14 protein-coding genes are annotated in these 17,047 nt (G+C 48.4%); 13 read left to right on the forward strand and 1 reads right to left on the reverse strand.

Translation table 11 applies throughout. From position 1 onward, the window contains the following. Window positions 1-372 precede the first annotated feature (372 nt). From argC to argH, 5 genes are all read left to right on the forward strand, one after another. Window positions 373-1,353: an N-acetyl-gamma-glutamyl-phosphate reductase gene (gene argC, locus ACRCZA_RS04835; RefSeq protein ID WP_438673338.1), complete on the forward strand. Its 981-nt coding sequence runs from the start codon at window positions 373-375 to the stop codon at window positions 1,351-1,353. Window positions 1,354-1,383: 30 nt separating this feature from the next. Then, window positions 1,384-2,178: an acetylglutamate kinase gene (gene argB, locus ACRCZA_RS04840; protein WP_438673339.1), complete on the forward strand. Its 795-nt coding sequence runs from the start codon at window positions 1,384-1,386 to the stop codon at window positions 2,176-2,178. A 12-nt stretch (window positions 2,179-2,190) separates the two neighbouring features. Continuing rightward, the gene (locus tag ACRCZA_RS04845) at window positions 2,191-3,096 is read left to right on the forward strand and encodes an ornithine carbamoyltransferase (protein WP_438673340.1); all 906 of its coding nucleotides are present in this window, start codon (window positions 2,191-2,193) and stop codon (window positions 3,094-3,096) included. A 59-nt stretch (window positions 3,097-3,155) separates the two neighbouring features. Then, window positions 3,156-4,394, forward strand: coding sequence for an argininosuccinate synthase (locus ACRCZA_RS04850; protein ID WP_438673341.1), 1,239 nt, complete (start codon window positions 3,156-3,158; stop codon window positions 4,392-4,394). 196 nt (window positions 4,395-4,590) lie between these two features. Beyond that, the gene (argH, locus tag ACRCZA_RS04855; RefSeq protein WP_438673342.1) at window positions 4,591-5,970 is read left to right on the forward strand and encodes an argininosuccinate lyase; all 1,380 of its coding nucleotides are present in this window, start codon (window positions 4,591-4,593) and stop codon (window positions 5,968-5,970) included. A 181-nt stretch (window positions 5,971-6,151) separates the two neighbouring features. On the opposite strand, the gene ACRCZA_RS04860 is transcribed toward argH, so the two are convergent. Continuing rightward, a complete protein-coding gene (locus ACRCZA_RS04860) occupies window positions 6,152-8,680 on the reverse strand; it encodes a penicillin-binding protein 1A (RefSeq protein WP_438673343.1) in 2,529 nt (842 codons plus the stop codon). Window positions 8,681-8,868: 188 nt separating this feature from the next. Here ACRCZA_RS04860 and ACRCZA_RS04865 point away from each other — a divergent pair, with 188 nt between their 5' ends. From ACRCZA_RS04865 to ACRCZA_RS04900, 8 genes are all read left to right on the forward strand, one after another. Further along, a complete protein-coding gene (locus tag ACRCZA_RS04865) occupies window positions 8,869-9,948 on the forward strand; it encodes a pilus assembly protein PilM (protein WP_438673344.1) in 1,080 nt (359 codons plus the stop codon). Continuing rightward, a complete protein-coding gene (locus tag ACRCZA_RS04870; protein ID WP_438673345.1) occupies window positions 9,936-10,520 on the forward strand; it encodes a PilN domain-containing protein in 585 nt (194 codons plus the stop codon). Before ACRCZA_RS04865 ends, ACRCZA_RS04870 begins: the two co-directional genes overlap by 13 nt. Then, window positions 10,517-11,146, forward strand: coding sequence for a type 4a pilus biogenesis protein PilO (locus ACRCZA_RS04875; RefSeq protein ID WP_438673346.1), 630 nt, complete (start codon window positions 10,517-10,519; stop codon window positions 11,144-11,146). The genes ACRCZA_RS04870 and ACRCZA_RS04875 overlap by 4 nt, the downstream gene beginning before the upstream one ends. Next, a complete protein-coding gene (locus tag ACRCZA_RS04880) occupies window positions 11,143-11,658 on the forward strand; it encodes a pilus assembly protein PilP (RefSeq protein ID WP_438673347.1) in 516 nt (171 codons plus the stop codon). The genes ACRCZA_RS04875 and ACRCZA_RS04880 overlap by 4 nt, the downstream gene beginning before the upstream one ends. A gap of 21 nt (window positions 11,659-11,679) precedes the next feature. Next, window positions 11,680-13,731, forward strand: a complete 2,052-nt coding sequence (locus ACRCZA_RS04885; RefSeq protein ID WP_438673348.1) for a type IV pilus secretin PilQ — start codon at window positions 11,680-11,682, stop codon at window positions 13,729-13,731. 216 nt (window positions 13,732-13,947) lie between these two features. Next, window positions 13,948-14,463 (forward strand): shikimate kinase AroK, encoded by a 516-nt coding sequence (gene aroK / locus ACRCZA_RS04890; RefSeq protein WP_438673349.1) that lies wholly within the window; start codon window positions 13,948-13,950, stop codon window positions 14,461-14,463. Window positions 14,464-14,471: 8 nt separating this feature from the next. Then, the gene (gene aroB, locus ACRCZA_RS04895) at window positions 14,472-15,548 is read left to right on the forward strand and encodes a 3-dehydroquinate synthase (protein ID WP_438673350.1); all 1,077 of its coding nucleotides are present in this window, start codon (window positions 14,472-14,474) and stop codon (window positions 15,546-15,548) included. A gap of 18 nt (window positions 15,549-15,566) precedes the next feature. Next, the gene (locus tag ACRCZA_RS04900) at window positions 15,567-17,009 is read left to right on the forward strand and encodes an AAA family ATPase (protein WP_438673351.1); all 1,443 of its coding nucleotides are present in this window, start codon (window positions 15,567-15,569) and stop codon (window positions 17,007-17,009) included. The last annotated feature ends 38 nt before the right edge of the window (window positions 17,010-17,047 follow it).

Here is a 17,047-nt window from a genome sequence, read left to right on the forward strand (position 1 = left end):
GGTGTCGCGAGTGGCTAATGAAGGCGTTAGCGCCGTAAAGTCATCCGCGCTTGTAATACTTTTGTGATGTTGCCTGGGAGGCGATGAGGAGATGATGCAGGAAATATTAAAAAATATATATTCACATATATTGCATAAATAGATCGTTGTGATAGTCTAGCTTGCAGTTGAGATGAGTCACGCCCCGTGACCTGTAGAGTACATAGCATGATCCAAAGCATTAATTTAATACTGAATAACGTCACCCACCCAGAGGTATTGCCGCGACGATAGTGGTCGCTATGCGCTGCACTATGCGTTGCATATGGGGTGTATATGGCGCGTACGATATGCCCCCCATTCCTATGACATTTTGGCTCGGTTTATAAAAATATGAAAAATATCGCCATCATTGGTGCCAGTGGCTACACGGGCGCGCAACTTACCGCTTTACTCTATGCCGAACCTCAGCTGAACATCGAGGGGCTGTATGTTTCTGAAAATAGTCTCGATCAGGGGAAAGCTTTAGGGGATTTATACCCCGTCTATAGCCATATTGACTTGGCGTTGGCGCCACTCACGGCGGCGGCAAAGGCGCAAATCGTGGCTCAAGCTGACGCCGTGGTGTTAGCGACTGAGCATGGCGTGAGCCTGCATTTGGCGGCCTGGTTTTATCACCAAGGTTTAGCCGTATTTGATTTAAGTGGCGCATATCGCTTTAGTGATGTGGCGCAATACCCGAAATGGTATGGCTTTGAGCATGAATATCCCGAGGTGCTCGCCAAGGCGGTATACGGTCTTGCGGAATGGCATGCTAAAGATATCACCGCAACGAAGATGATTGCCGTGCCCGGGTGTTATCCAACGGCATCGCTTACCGCCTTAAAGCCATTAAAGCATTTATTAACAGGTGCTTATCCTGTGATAAATGCGGTGAGTGGTGTCACGGGTGCGGGACGTAAGGCGCAGTTACATACCAGTTTTTGTGAAGTGAGTTTAACGCCATACGGGGTGTTGGGCCATCGGCATCAACCTGAGATCGCCACTCAGCTGGGGCAAGAGGTGATCTTCACGCCGCATCTCGGCAATTTTAAACGTGGCATTTTAGCGACCATTACCGTACCGCTAACCCTGGGCACTACGACGGCCGATGTAGCCGCTGCGTATAGCGTGTATGACCAAGCGCCATTAGTAAGCGTCAAACACAATCAATTCCCGAAAATCGATGATGTGGTGTTAACGCCTAACTGTCATATTGGCTGGAAGCTTGATGAAGCGAGTGGTTACTTAGTGGTGGCTAGCGCCATCGATAACCTAATGAAAGGCGCAGCCAGCCAAGCGCTGCAATGCATAAAGATTCACTTTAATCTTTAACTGTTCATCCTTATGAAGAGAGTCGTCAAGATGTCTAGCAACAACTCGGTAAACAGCTCGATCTTAGTGCTCAAAGTGGGCGGAGCATTGCTGCAATGTGAAATGGGTATGGCGCGGTTAATGGAAGCGGCTGCGGCGATGTTGGCTTCTGGGTTACAAGTGGTCATGGTACATGGTGGTGGCTGTTTGGTGGATGAGCAGTTAGCCGCTAATGGCATGCAAACCGTTAAGTTAGATGGGCTGCGGGTGACGCCGCCGGAACAAATGCCGATCATTGCCGGCGCGCTTGCGGGGACATCGAACAAAATTCTGCAAGGCGCGGCTACCAAGGCGGGCATTGTCAGTGTGGGCATGAGCCTTGCCGATGGCAATTGCGTGTCTGCCAAGCTGAAAGATGCGCGTTTAGGGAGCGTGGGCGATGTGAGCCCCAAGGATGGCACTTACCTTAAGTTTATCCTTGAGCAGGGCTGGATGCCGATTTGCAGCTCGATTGCCATGATGGACGATGGTCAGTTGCTCAATGTCAATGCCGATCAGGCGGCGACGGCATTAGCCAAGCTAGTGGGAGGGAAGTTAGTGTTGCTATCGGATGTCTCTGGCGTACTCGATGGCAAAGGCCAGCTGATCCCCAGTCTTAATGGCAGGCAAATTGCTGAGCTGGTGACGCAAGGAGTGATTGATAAGGGCATGAAGGTCAAGGTGGAAGCCGCGCTCGAAGTCGCGCAGTGGATGGGGCAGGCGGTACAAGTTGCCTCGTGGCGTGATGCGAGCCAATTAACCGCATTAGCAAAAGGTGAAGCCGTAGGTACACAAATCCAACCTTAAATGGAGCAGGTTATGAAGCATTTACTCTCGATAAAAGACTTAACACAGCAGCAGTTACAGGATCTGCTCGCCCTCGCCAAGACGATAAAAGCCAATCCGGCAGAGTATTGTCATGCGCTAGCGGGTAAGAGCGTGGTGATGTTATTTGAAAAACCCTCCCTCAGAACCCGTGTGAGCTTTGATATCGGCATTCATAAACTGGGTGGCCACTGTTTATATTTAGATCAACAAAATGGTGAGCTAGGTAAGCGGGAATCGGTGGCCGACTTTGCCGCGAACCTCTCTTGCTGGGCCGATGCCATTGTGGCCAGAACCTATTCGCACACCACGATTGAGCAATTAGCTCAGCATGGCAGCGTGCCGGTGATCAATGCCCTTTCGGATCTGTATCATCCTTGCCAAGCCTTGGCTGACTTTTTGACGTTATCTGAGCAGTTTGAGGACGTGAGCAGGGTTAAATTGGCCTATGTTGGTGACGGCAACAACGTGACTCACTCGTTGATGTACTGCGCGGCTATTCTCGGTGCCAGCATGACAGTGATCTGCCCCGCGGGTCACTTTCCTGATGGTTACGTTGTGGCAGAAGTGCAAGCGCTGGCAAAACGCTATGGTGGTCAGTTGGTACTGACTGCGGATATTGACGCGATAGCAGGCCACGATGCTATCTATACCGATACTTGGATCTCCATGGGCGATCCGACCTCCCTTGCCGATATCAAAGCTAAATTTGCGCCCTATCAAGTTAACAAAGCGCTAATGGCCAAAGCAGGAGCTGAGTTCTTTATGCATTGTTTGCCAGCCCACCGTGGCGTAGAAGTGACCGATGAGGTGATGGACGGTACGGGCTCATTAATTTTACAACAGGCCGAAAATCGCATGCATGCGCAAAATGCGGTACTGGTCACCTTATTAAGTTAAATTAACCCTGTTTAGCAGCCAGATTTCCCTTAGCGGGGAACGAGTTATAGGAAGATAAGATGTCTATCGAGAACAAAAATACCGGCGTGAAAAAAGTGGTTTTAGCCTATTCTGGCGGCCTAGATACTTCGGCCATCATTCCTTGGTTAAAAGAAAACTATGATAACTGCGAGATCATCGCCTTTTGCGCTGATGTCGGTCAAGGCGAAGAAGAGCTGGTGGGCCTCACGGAAAAAGCGCTAGCTTCAGGCGCATCAGAATGCCATATCGTCGATTTAAAAGAAGAATTTGTGAAAGAGTATATCTACCCCACGATGGCGACTGGCGCGATTTACGAAGGAACCTATTTACTCGGCACCTCGATGGCGCGGCCGATCATTGCCAAAGCCCAGGTCGAAGTGGCCCGTAAAGTGGGCGCCGATGCTCTGTGTCATGGCTGTACTGGCAAGGGTAACGATCAAGTGCGTTTTGAAGGCTGTTTTGCCGCATTAGCACCTGATTTAAAAGTGATTGCTCCATGGCGTGAATGGACCATGCAGAGCCGTGAAGATCTGCTGGCGTATTTAGCTGAGCGCAATATTAAAACCTCGGCCTCGGCGACCAAAATCTACAGCCGTGATGCCAACGCGTTCCATATTTCCCATGAAGGTGGTGAGTTAGAAGATCCGTGGAACGAGCCCAGTAAAGGGGTGTGGACCCTGACGGCTGATCCGGAAGATGCTCCCAATAAGCCTGCATATGTCTCGCTCACAATCGAACATGGCCGCGTGACCAAAGTTAATGGCGAAGCGCTAACGCCCTATGCGGTGCTGATGACGTTAAACGCCATAGCAGCGCCACACGGTGTCGGGCGTATCGATATCACCGAAAACCGCTTAGTGGGCATGAAGTCCCGCGGTTGTTATGAGACCCCCGGCGGCACAGTGATGTTTGCTGCGCTGCGGGCGATTGAAGAATTAGTGCTCGATAAAACCAGCCGCAACTGGCGCGAGCAGATTGGCGCGCAAATGGCCCATTTAGTTTACGATGGTCGTTGGTTCACGCCACTGTGTAAATCGTTACTGGCGGCATCGGAGTCGTTGGCAGAAGCCGTGAATGGCGAAGTGGTCATTAAACTTTATAAAGGCCAAGCCACGGCGGTGAAGAAGCGTTCACCTAACAGTTTGTACTCGGAAGCTTTTGCGACCTTTGGTGAAGATCAGGTTTACGATCAAAAGCATGCTGAAGGCTTTATCCGCTTGTACTCTCTTGCGAGTCGCATCCGCGCCCTGAATGCCCATGAGGCGCAGCCCAAGTAAGTGCGCGTTAAATAGGGCGCTTAGCGCCCTTTTTTGTACCTCGATGTGACTCATGGTTGGCTTGAACGGTGAACTGTGAGCGGCAGTGCTGAAGTGGCGTGGCTGTTTTTTTGTGGTTAGCCAGAGTGGCTTACATCGGGTTTTGATGAGTTTTGATGCATTAGTTGATTTCAAATACGCAGTAAGGGGAAATAGCATGGCTTTATGGGGTGGAAGATTTCAGGGTGAAACCAGCGCGCTATTCAAATTATTCAATGATTCGCTCCCGGTGGATTACCGTTTGTTTGAGCAGGATGTGCTTGGCTCTATCGCCTGGGCTGATGCTATCGCCAGCGTGGGTATTATCAGTGCCAGTGAATGCACTGATCTAAAGGCGGCGTTAAATGAGCTGCTGGTGGACGTGCAGGGAGATCCTGCGATGATCCTTGCTTCGGGCGCCGAAGATATTCACAGCTTTGTGGAATCGGCGTTGATTGCCAAGGTGGGCAATCTGGGTAAAAAACTGCATACCGGTCGCAGCCGTAACGACCAAGTCGCCACCGATTTAAAATTGTGGTGTCAATCAGAGGGGCGCGCCTTACTTGAGCGTTTGCAATGCTTACACTCGGCGCTGCTGGCATTGGCGGAGCGCGAATTTGATGCCGTGATGCCGGGTTATACCCATTTACAGCGTGCCCAGCCGGTGACCTTTGGCCATTGGTGTTTAGCCTATGTTGAAATGATTGAGCGTGATATCAGTCGGTTAAATGATGCTTTACGTCGTGCCAATACTTGTCCACTGGGCTCAGGTGCTTTAGCGGGCACCGCCTATCCTATCGATAGGCATGCCTTAGCGGCCGCGCTTAATTTTGCTGCGCCAACGCTTAACAGTTTAGACAGCGTGTCCGACCGGGATCATGTGATTGAGTTGTGCTCCACGGCATCGATCAGCATGATGCACTTGAGCCGCATGGCAGAGGATTTAATTTTCTTCAATACAGGAGAAGCGCAGTTTATTTCCTTAAGTGATGCGGTAACCTCAGGGTCATCCTTGATGCCACAAAAGAAAAACCCCGATGCCCTAGAGCTGATCCGCGGTAAAACCGGCAGGGTGTATGGCAGTTTAGTTGGCATTCTTACGACCATGAAAGCGCTGCCGCTGGCTTACAACAAAGATATGCAGGAAGATAAAGAAGGCCTGTTTGATGTGGTTGATAGCTGGGCAATCTGTCTTGATATGGCGGTTTTAGTGTTGTCGGGTCTTAACATCAATCGCCCGAATGCGCTAGCTGCGGCGCAGCAAGGCTACGCGAATGCGACTGAACTTGCCGATTATCTGGTTGCCAAGGGGATGCCATTTCGTGAGGCGCACCATGTGGTTGGCGAAGTCGTGGTGGCAGCGATAGAGAAGCAAATTGCCTTAGAAGATTTCTCTCTTGAGGAATTGAGCGCTTTTGCTGCGATTATTGAGGAGGATGTTTATCCAAATCTTACCCTTGAAGCGTGTTTAGGCAAACGTGATGTGCTCGGCGGGACTGCGCTAAGGCAGATCCAGCAGGCCATCGCGGCCAAGAAGGCGCAGCGAAACGTGCGCTAAATTGAGAGTAATAAATCAAGGGGGGGTCAGTGCCGCCCTAACAACAACGCGACCTTAGGTCGCGTTGTTGTTTTATCGTCTGGAGTGCATTTGGCGTTTGGGTTGTACTTGTCGGGAACGGCCATTGCGCCCAGAGGGTAACCTCACGGCGAGATTCATTTAACCGTGAGCGCCCCCGCGACTATTGGAACAAATCATCGACCGGCGCATCGTTAAACAGGTTGTTGATATCCTGAGATTCGCTAATGTATTCCTTTGGTTCAGTGCCAGAGACAAAGTATTCAAAGGCGCTGGTATAGTCAGTTTTGCGGGTGAGCTTCCCTGAGGCTAAGTCAATCCGCACCGAGACGATACCTTCGGGCGGGATAGCCGTGGCTTCAGGCGTACCTTTTAGCACATTGTTCATAAACTCGTTCCAGCCCGGGCCCGCCGTTTTGGCGCCGGACTCGGTGCCGGTGATCTGATCCGGTTCACCGTTGGCATTCCAAGCGGTGCGGCCTAACTGCCGACCATGATCGTCAAAGCCGACCCAGAAGGTGCTGGTGAGCGTTGGGTTAAAGCCGCTGAACCAAGTATCGCGCGATTCGTTGGTTGTGCCAGTTTTACCTGCAATATCATGACGTTTGATTAATTTTGCCGCACGCCATGCCGTACCTTGCCAGCCTGTACCTTTACTCCAATCGCCGCCGCCCCAAATCACGCTTTTAAGGGATTCGGTAATTAAAAAGGCAACCTGCTCAGAAATAATCTGTGGAGCATAGCGACCGGTTTGTCCAAAACACTGGGCTGGGGACTGCGCGCCAACAGACGGAATTTGCATGTTTGCTGGTGCGGTAGTGATGTCATTGGCGATACCGCCGGTCATCCCGCTTGATTTGCACGCTAAGGTAGGATTGGCTTGCTCGATGACATTGCCGTAGGCGTCTTCTATGCGTTCAATATAGAAAGGTTCGACCAAGAAACCGCCGTTCGCAAAGACGTTGAACGCGGCAGCAACCTGCAGTGGCGTGACCGAAGGTGAACCGAGGGCTAAGGATTCGTTATGTGGTAGGTCATTCGGATTAAAGCCAAATTTTACCAATTCGGCCACAGCGGCGTCTAAACCAATGTGGCGCATGGCTCTAACTGACATCACGTTGATTGATTGCGCGAGCCCTACGCGTAAGCGAGTCGGGCCGCCATAAATATCCGGAGAATTTTTGGGGCGCCATGCTGTGCCTTGGCTGATATCTGGCTTGTTGATTGGGGCGTTGTTGATCAACGTCGCCAAGGTAAAGCCTTTTTCCAATGCAGCGGCATAAATAAAAGGTTTGATGTTGGAGCCCAGTTGACGCTTAGCCTGCGTCACACGGTTATATTGGCTTTGGCTAAAGCTGTATCCGCCAACAAGGGATTTTATTGCCCCATTGCTAGGATCGAGTGACACAGTAGCGCTTTCAACTTCAGGCACTTGGGAGAGCTGTAAATATTGGCCATTATTGCGCACCCAAATGCGTTCACCGACATTAAGGATGTCTTTGGCGGACTTAGGTACCGAGCCTTGGCGTTTATCGTTAATAAATTTACGCGCCCATTTTAGGCCATCCCACTTGATGGTTTGGGTTTCCCCGTTGGCGGTCAGCACCGTAGCCTGCTGCGCTTCGATCGCGAGCACGGCGGCAGGCATTAATTCTTGCACAGGGACAATCTTGGCGAGTTCGGCTTGGATCTGCGTATTTTCGGGTTTTTCCCCTGTCCAAATTACTGCCGCAGGGCCGCGGTAACCGTGGCGTTCATCGTAGGCGTAAACATTATTACGCAAAGCTTTTTGCGCCAGCAGCTGCACATCTGACGAAATCGTGGTGTAGACGTTGTAGCCATTAGTGTAGGCTGCTTCCTCGCCGTATTTCTGCACCATATAGTCGCGCGCCATTTCTGAAATATAAGGTGCGTAAAGATCCAGTTCAGCGCCGTGGTATTTCGCGATTATCGGCTCCGCTAAAGCGGCTTGGTACTCGGCTTGATTGATGTAACCGACTTCGTGCATACGCATCAACACCACATTACGACGTGCGAGTGCGCGAGCAGGAGAGGTAATGGGGTTAAGGCTAGAAGGTGCCTTAGGTAATCCGGCAATCATGCCCATTTCAGATAAGCTCAGATCCTGCACATTTTTCCCAAAATAGACTTGGGCCGCAGCGCCAACGCCATAAGCTCTTTGGCCGAGGTAAATGCGGTTAACATAAAGTTCTAAAATCTCATCTTTAGTCAGTAACTGCTCAATATGATAGGAAATAAAAATTTCCTTAATCTTACGGATAATGGTTTTGTCGCGGGTCAGGAAGAAGTTACGCGCCACCTGCATAGTGATGGTACTCGCCCCTTGTTTTTTCTCGCCGGTCGTGAGCATTACCACCGCTGCCCGCACCACACCGACAGGATCGATACCTGAATGCTCGTAAAAACGGGCATCTTCTGTCGCTAAAAAGGCTTGCAATAAAGGCTTAGGAACTTCTTCTAGTTTCAATGGGATACGTCGTTTTTCGCCAAACTGAGAGATCAGTTTGCCATCGCTACTATAAATGCGCAGAGGCGTCTGCAATTGCACATTTTTTAAGGTTGAGACATCCGGCAGGTCCGGCAAAACATAAAAATATGCTGCAACAATGGCGCCGACGCCCAGAAGGGCTAGACTAAAGAGCGCTATAAGAATACGTTTTAACCACTTCACCTAATTCGATCCTAATGTTCTGTTAAGTGTCACAGTATATAAGGCGCGCACCAGTTGGTGAAGTAAAAACGTGACCGCGTTAAAATAGCGTTTGTAAAATGTTGAAACATCCGATACAAATACGAGTAACGGTTTGATTTTGTGCTAATCTCTAGATACTAATAATTAATAAAAAGTGACACCGGACTATGCTTTCAACCCTATGGAAGCGTCAGGCTCCGCAGATGGTGGGAATTGATATTGGCTCCCATGAAGTTAAGGCCATTTTGCTGAGTAAGACTGCTGATGGATACAAAATAGTAAGTCATGCAGCTGCACCCGTAAAAAAGGGAGCCGTTAGTGATCACGACATTCGTGACGCGGATGCGGTTGTCGATTGTTTGCGGCAAATAAAGCGGGCATTACCTAAATCCGTTAAATATGCTGCGGTGGCGGTATCGGGCTCAGCTGTGATGACGAAAGTCATCTATATGGATGCTTCGTTAAACGAAGAAGAAATGGAAGCCCAGATTGAAATTGAAGCGGATAATTTGATCCCCTATTCCCTTGATGAAGTCAGCATCGATTTTGAAACTTTAAACGTAAATAGTACCGATCCTTCAAAGGTGGATGTATTACTGAGCGCTTGTCGCACCGATAATATTGATGCCCGAGTTGATGCGCTTGATGAGATCGATCTTGAGACCAAAGTCGTCGATGTTGAAGGTTATGCGTTGGGACGTTCGGTTGAATTGGTCTTAGCGCAATTACCTGAAGGCGCTCGCAACAAGGCTGTCGCGATGGTTGATATTGGCGCGAATATGACGACTTTTTGCGTTGTGGAATCCGGCGAAACGACTTTTATTCGTGAACAAGCATTTGGTGGTGAGTTATTCACTCAGTCGATACTTTCCTTCTATGGTATGTCCTATGAACAAGCTGAAAAAGCTAAAATAGAAGGTGATTTACCCCGCAATTATATGTTTGAAGTACTCTCACCGTTCCAAACTCAATTATTGCAACAAATTAAACGTACCTTGCAGATTTACAGCACTTCTAGCGGCAAGGACAAAGTGGATTACTTGGTGTTATGTGGTGGAACCTCAAAGCTAGAAGGAATGGCTAATTTATTAACGAATGAATTAGGAACCCATACGATAATTGCTGACCCTTTCCAGGGGTGTTTACACGCAGACGAATCGATTAAACATATCCTGCAACCTAGTATCAGTAAGTATATGGTTGCTTGCGGCTTAGCCCTAAGGAGCTACGGTAAATGGCGAACATAAACCTGCTTCCTTGGCGAGAAGAGGCCAGAGAAAAACAAAAGCGTGATTACATTGGCATATTGGCCTTAGTCTTTTTAGTCTCGGCTATTTTAGTGTACGTGGTTCTTTCTGTATTAGAGATGATGACTGACGAACAGCGCGGACGTAATGCTTTTTTACAATCTGAAATTCAATTGCTTGAAACTCAGATTGCCGAGATAAAAAAAATAACCGAGCGTAAAAAAGATATTGAGCGGCGAACAGAAATTATTCTTAATTTACAGCAGTCAAGAAATTTACCTACCCATGTGTTAGATGAGTTAGTGCGTATTGTGCCGCCCGGGATCTACCTATCCAGTTTAGAGAAAAAAGGCAGCTTATTATTGATTGAAGGCCGGAGCGAATCGAACAACAACGTAGCCAACATGATGCGCAAGGTAAAAGCCTCGGAGTGGTTAACAGATCCCAATATGCAATCTATCGTGACGCAAAATGATGATCTAAGACAATTGCAACAGTTTAGTCTGAGGGTCACCATTAAAGGCGGTGCTACCGATGAGCCGATAAAAACGGCACAAGGAGCGAGTAAATGAAACTCGATCTCAGTCAGTTTAATGATATCGATTTTGAAAATATTGGCGGTTGGCCAAGCCAAGTAAAGATCTTTTTTGCCATATTATTAGCATTGTGTGTGTTTGGGGCTGGGTATGCATTGGTGATCGACGATGCGGTGAATATATATTCCGCTGAGCAAGAGAAAGAAGTGCAGCTCCGGGAAGACTTTAAAAATAAATACCAATTAGCCGCCAACCTTAAACTCTATCGTGAACAGTTAGCCGTCATGGAAGAACAGTTCGCCGAACTGCTAAAAATGTTGCCCTCTGAAAATGAAATGCCAGGACTGCTCGATGATTTAACTTTTGCTGCTACAGATGCCGGGCTTAGGATCAAGAGTTTGAATTGGGAGCCTGAAATACAGCGGGATTTTTACATTGAGTTTCCAATAAAGATGTCGGTCACTGGCGATTATCATCAAATTGGCAATATGGTCAGTGGCGTGGCCAAATTACCGCGGATTGTTAGCTTGCATGATTTCACCATTAAGCGTGACGATGCTGGCAATTTAGCCATGGATATTTTGGCTAAAACCTATCGTTTTAAAGAAGGCGCGGAGTTGCCTCAAGAAAATACCACTCAGAATAAGGGGAAGAAATCATGAAATTCTTACCTCTAGGGTGTGTAGTGCTTTGCTTAACGGGTTGTGTTGGTGACCGTAGCGATTTAGAGCTTTTTGTGACAACAACAAAAGCTGAGCATGTGGCGCGCATTCCTCCTTTAAAAGAGCCACCCAAGTTTGAGCATTTTGTGTATCAAGCAGAATTAATGCGTAGCCCCTTTGTGCCTCCTTCTCGGGAGTTAACCGAGGAAGTGATCGATACAAGTAAAAATTGCTTACAACCGGATTTAAAACGCCGTAAAGGGCGATTAGAAACCTATGCGCTAGATAACTTAAAAATGCGCGGCACCTTAAGTGAAGTTGGTACGACTTGGGCGCTGGTTGAGTCAATTGATGGCAGTGTTTATCGCATGGGTGTTGGTGAATATTTAGGTTTGTTTAATGGCCGTATAACAAAAGTGACTTCACAGCAAGTTGAAGTAGTAGAATTAATTCCAGACGGTTCTGGTTGTTGGTCTGAACGACTAAACAACTTGGCACTTTCTGGAGAATAATGAGCGAAGGATGAGGGAATAATGAAATCTTCTGCCGCAGTGAATATCCCACTAATATCTTCTGGCTTAATCAAGTCCGTGATTGGGATTGCATTGATATTTGGAGTTTTGCCATCAAGTTATGCGGCAAATCGCTTATTGGATGTTAAGTATCATGCATTGATTGATCAGCAATTAGAGGTTGAATTGGTTTTCGAGGAGGCCATTTCGCCCCCAACCATAGACACTAATGCCTCGCCAGCAGAACTGATATTAAGCTTCGATGATAGTATTTCAGGTTTATCGAAAGATCGATTGGCCATTAATCAGGTCGGGGTAAAAGAGCTGCGTACCGAGCAGGTTAATGATCGGCTTAAAGTCGCGTTAGGGCTATCTAAGGTGAAACCTTATCAAGGCGCGGTGGTGGGAAAGTCTTATCGTTTAACTATTAACGATAATGTGGCTAGCAGTCAAACGCAGGGAGGTAACCCCTTCGTTAATAGTGTGAAAAATATAGATTTTCGCCGCAACGCTAATGGCGGTGGTGAATTATTGGTCTACTTAAATAGTCGCTCGGTGGCTGCTAACGTAGAGCAAATCGGTGCTAAATTAGAGGTGAAATTATTTAATACCGATATCAATCATGATTTGCTTTATATCATGGATGTTCAGGATTTTTCGACCCCGGTAAAAAGTTTTGAAACTTTTAAAGAGGATTTGACGACGAGAATTTTAATCGACATTTCTGGCGATTATGACTTTAACTACAATCAAGAAGATAATCTCTTCAGATTGTCGATGAATAAGGTTGAGCGAGCTGCGACTACAAAAGAAGTTAAAAAATACAATGGCAAGACCTTATCTTTAAATTTCCAGAAGATTTCGGTGCGTACAGTGCTGCAGATTATCGCTGATTATAACAATTTCAACCTCGTTACCAGCGATAGTGTTGAAGGCGATATTACTTTGAGGCTCGATGATGTGCCCTGGGATCAGGCCTTAGATTTAATTTTGCAAACCAAAGGGCTCGATAAGCGAATCGAGGGCAATATTTTGATGGTCGCACCGAGCGAAGAGTTGGCGGTGCGTGAGAGTCAGCAGCTCAAAAATAAGCAAGAAGTGAAAGAGCTGGCGCCACTGTATTCTGAGTATCTGCAGATTAATTACGCGAAAGCGACGGATATCGCCGAACTATTAAAGGGCGCCGATTCGAGTTTGTTATCCCCACGCGGTTCCGTTGCTGTTGATGAGCGGACCAATACGGTATTGGTCAAAGATACTGCCGAGATGATTGAAAACATTCATCGTTTGGTGGCAGTGCTTGATATCCCGATCCGGCAAGTATTGATTGAATCCCGGATGGTGACGGTTAAGGATGATGTCTCAGAGGATCTCGGTATTCGTTGGGGCGTAACTGATCAGCAGGGCAATAAGGGGACGTCTGGTTCACTCGAAGGTGCTGGCGATATTGCCAATGGCACTATCCCGAGTTTGGATAATAGATTAAATGTGAACTTGCCAGCTGCCGTAACGAATCCGACGAGTATTGCGTTTCATGTGGCAAAATTGGCTGATGGCACCATTTTGGATTTAGAGTTGAGCGCGTTAGAGCAAGAAAACAAAGGTGAAATTATCGCTAGCCCGCGGATCACTACCTCTAATCAAAAAGCGGCCTATATCGAGCAGGGGGTTGAGATCCCTTATGTGCAGTCAACCTCCAGCGGGGCAACTTCAGTTGAGTTTAAAAAAGCCGTGCTCTCTCTTCGAGTGACCCCGCAAATTACCCCCGATAACCGAGTGATTTTAGATTTGGAAATCACTCAGGATTCTCAGGGTAAAACCGTAGATACGCCAACAGGCCCTGCAGTGGCGATTGATACCCAGCGTATTGGCACCCAAGTGTTAGTGGATAACGGGGAGACGATTGTCCTCGGGGGGATTTATCAGCAAAACTTGATTAGCCGAGTAAGCAAAGTGCCTGTTTTGGGCGACATTCCTTTGGTTGGCTTCTTGTTTAGAAACACGACAGATAAAAACGAGCGTCAGGAGCTATTAATTTTTGTGACGCCAAAAATTGTCGGCGAACAGCTCTAATCCTATGTTATCGTTTAACTAAAGCCAGCAAGCATGCTGGCTTTAGTTTTTATCCAATACAATTCTTAGTATAAATAGCGCACATCACTTGCCAGAGTAGACCCTAAACTGAGATAATCCACGGTCAAGTCTCATACAGAGCAAGGTAACATATAGGTCGGCTTGATCATGAGTCGATATAGGCATACTTTTCAATAAGATTCAGACGTACAAGAAATGGCTGAAAAACGTAATATTTTTCTGGTAGGCCCTATGGGCGCAGGTAAAAGCACAATTGGTCGCCATCTGGCGCAAATGCTGCATTTAGAATTCCACGATTCAGATCAAGAGATTGAACAACGCACAGGCGCTGATATTGCTTGGGTGTTTGACGTCGAAGGTGAGGAGGGTTTCCGTCGTCGTGAAGCTCAGGTTATTGCTGATTTGTCTGAAAAACAGGGTATCGTCCTTGCCACCGGTGGTGGTTCAGTACAAAGCAAAGATATCCGTAATTACCTATCTGCACGTGGGATTGTAGTGTATCTGGAAACCACTATCGACAAACAGGTCGCTCGAACCCAAAGAGACAAGCGACGCCCATTATTGCAAGTGGATGATCCGCGAGAAGTGTTGGAGAGTCTTGCAGAGATCCGCAACCCGTTGTATGAAGAGATTGCCGATGTGATCGTTAAAACCGACGATCAAAGTGCAAAAATCGTTGCAAATCAAATCATTGAGCAGTTAGGTTTCTAGGCAGAACAATGAAGCAAATTCAGGTTGATTTAGGTGAGCGCAGTTATCCCATTTATATTGGCCAGAATTTGATGAGTGATGGCGAGACCTTGTCTCGCTATCTGCTTAAGAAACGTATTCTTATCGTCACCAATGAAACTGTCGCGCCTTTGTACCTGCAGCGGGTGCAAGAGACGATGGCTTCGTTTGGTGAAGTCGAAAGCGCTATTCTTCCGGATGGCGAGCAATTCAAAGATTTAACCCATCTAGACCGTATTTTTACGGCATTACTCCTGCGAAACTATGGTCGCGACTGTGTGCTGGTGGCCTTGGGCGGAGGGGTGATTGGTGATATGACCGGCTTTGCGGCGGCATGTTATCAACGAGGGGTCGATTTTATTCAAATCCCGACAACCTTATTATCCCAAGTGGACTCTTCTGTCGGCGGCAAAACTGCAGTGAATCACCCCTTGGGTAAAAACATGATCGGGGCTTTTTATCAGCCGCAGGTCGTGTTGATTGATACCTTGTGTTTACACACCCTGCCAGCGCGCGAGTTTGCGGCGGGGATGGCGGAAGTGATTAAGTACGGGGTGATGTGGGATGGCCACTTTTTTGAATGGCTCGAGGCGAACGTAGCGGCGCTTAAGGCATTAGATAGCCAAGCGCTCATTTATGCGATTTCCCGTTGCTGTGAGATTAAAGCCGATGTGGTTAGCCAAGATGAAACTGAGCAGGGTGTGCGGGCGTTGTTAAATCTTGGGCATACCTTCGGTCATGCTATTGAGGCCGAAATGGGTTATGGCAACTGGCTCCACGGCGAGGCAGTGGCGGCTGGCACAGTCCTTGCTGCGCAAACCGCCAAGGCTTTGGGTCTTATCGATGAGTCAATGGTTTGTCGTATCATTCAATTACTACAAGCATTTGATCTGCCAGTAACTGCCCCAAGCTCCATGGATTTTGACAGTTTCATTCAACATATGCGCCGCGATAAAAAAGTGTTAGGTGGTCAGATTCGACTCGTGCTCCCGACCGCAATTGGTCAAGCGGAGGTCTTTAGTCAAGTTCCTGAATCTACCCTTGAACAGGTTATCCGCTGCACATAAGCCAAGTGTGGTGACTGAGTGACGTTTCAGGGTTTGCTCTTACTTCCTTCGCAGGAAGCGCTCATACAACGATTGCATCATGTTGCCAGCTATAGCGATCAGCTGCTGGTGCTTTCTGGTGCCCAGGGTTCGGGTAAAACGACCCTAGTTACCGCCCTCGCGACCGATTTTGAAGAATCGAATGTGGCCTTGGTGATCTGCCCGATGCATGCCGATGATGCTGAAATTCGTCGAAAAATCTTAGTGCAATTAATGTCATCGCCGATTTTTGATGACGAAGAGCCTCTGGCTGAAACCTTACTGCGGGTGGCCGCTACCCAAACTAAGCCACTCCATATCATTATTGACGATGCCCATTTGCTGTCTAAAACCCTGTGGGCGGAGTGCATTATCCTCAATCAAATCCAATGCGCAGGGAAAAACATTGCGCTCACCTTAACGGTGCCGCCGGCCTTTTTGGCGGATTTATTGCCCCAATTGCCTGAAGCCTTAAGGCGACAAGTGCTACCGATTGCGGTTGAGCCGTTAACTCTGGTGGAGCGCGAGGCGTTGTATCAAACCTTGCTGCGCACGAGTGAACAACATCCTTTTACCCCGCGGGAAATTGTTCGTGGCCAACTTGAAAAGCAAATGGGCACGCCGCAAGAGGTAGTGAGTTTGTTGGCGCTGGCGCTGCATGATCAACCTGAGCAGGTCACTTGGTGGCGAAAGCATAGGGTTGGTATTATTGCGGTGGTGAGCGTGCTGTTTGCGCTGTTACTTGGGATTGTGTTGCACCGGCCACGCGCGCCAGAGCTCTCAGAGCCCGTGACTTATCCTGCTGTGGATTCGAAAGTCTTTTTAGCTTATGGACACAGGGCGCTTGCGGAGTATTTTGAGTGGCGTGCAGCGCTGCTACGGCAATCGCAAGTTGCACCAGTATCGGCAGATCCGTTGGCGGCGTTTCACGGCGAGCCAGTGCAAAGTGCTGAGCCTTCGGTCGTCACGGCCCTGAGCACGCAGGACGCTGAGGCTGCAATGGCGGGGGCAGCTGGTGCTGGAAAGGAGGCAGCCGCGCAGGTCGATGTGACAACAAGCGCTGAGATTAGCGATGTCGCCGTCGCTGCAGACAAGGTTGCGCCCGAGCCCAACCAAACAACTCCGGCTAGTCAATCTCAAGAGAAGGCTACAGGGCTAAAGCCGGCAACGGGCTACACAGTGCAAATAGCCAGCGTTTCTCAGCGGCGCACCTTGGACTCGTTGTTACAGTCGCTCACTGGGGTTGAGAATGTGCGCCTTGCTAAGCACAAACGCTATTGGGTGGTGCTGGTTGGCCAGTATGACACTGCCAGTGGCGCTCAAAAAGCCGCCGCACAATTGGTTAAAGACTATCGAATCGACAAGCCGTGGGTACGCAAATGGAGCGAATTAGGCGGATATCAGTTACAAGAAGCGCTTCCACATCGTGAAATTTCAGAATAAACAGAGTACAATCATGGCCTTTATTTTTGTCGGCATTC

Source organism: Shewanella sp. (assembly GCF_051658185.1).
Classification (GTDB): domain Bacteria; phylum Pseudomonadota; class Gammaproteobacteria; order Enterobacterales; family Shewanellaceae; genus Shewanella.

Bases quoted from the DNA above. Each gene is read 5' to 3' on its own strand.
- argC (WP_438673338.1), top strand. From the start codon at position 373: ATGAAAAATATCGCCATCATTGGTGCCAGTGGCTACACGGGCGCGCAA.
- argB (WP_438673339.1), top strand. From the start codon at position 1,384: ATGTCTAGCAACAACTCGGTAAACAGCTCGATCTTAGTGCTCAAAGTG.
- ACRCZA_RS04845 (WP_438673340.1), top strand. From the start codon at position 2,191: ATGAAGCATTTACTCTCGATAAAAGACTTAACACAGCAGCAGTTACAG.
- ACRCZA_RS04850 (WP_438673341.1), top strand. From the start codon at position 3,156: ATGTCTATCGAGAACAAAAATACCGGCGTGAAAAAAGTGGTTTTAGCC.
- argH (WP_438673342.1), top strand. From the start codon at position 4,591: ATGGCTTTATGGGGTGGAAGATTTCAGGGTGAAACCAGCGCGCTATTC.
- ACRCZA_RS04865 (WP_438673344.1), top strand. From the start codon at position 8,869: ATGCTTTCAACCCTATGGAAGCGTCAGGCTCCGCAGATGGTGGGAATT.
- ACRCZA_RS04870 (WP_438673345.1), top strand. From the start codon at position 9,936: ATGGCGAACATAAACCTGCTTCCTTGGCGAGAAGAGGCCAGAGAAAAA.
- ACRCZA_RS04875 (WP_438673346.1), top strand. From the start codon at position 10,517: ATGAAACTCGATCTCAGTCAGTTTAATGATATCGATTTTGAAAATATT.
- ACRCZA_RS04880 (WP_438673347.1), top strand. From the start codon at position 11,143: ATGAAATTCTTACCTCTAGGGTGTGTAGTGCTTTGCTTAACGGGTTGT.
- ACRCZA_RS04885 (WP_438673348.1), top strand. From the start codon at position 11,680: ATGAAATCTTCTGCCGCAGTGAATATCCCACTAATATCTTCTGGCTTA.
- aroK (WP_438673349.1), top strand. From the start codon at position 13,948: ATGGCTGAAAAACGTAATATTTTTCTGGTAGGCCCTATGGGCGCAGGT.
- aroB (WP_438673350.1), top strand. From the start codon at position 14,472: ATGAAGCAAATTCAGGTTGATTTAGGTGAGCGCAGTTATCCCATTTAT.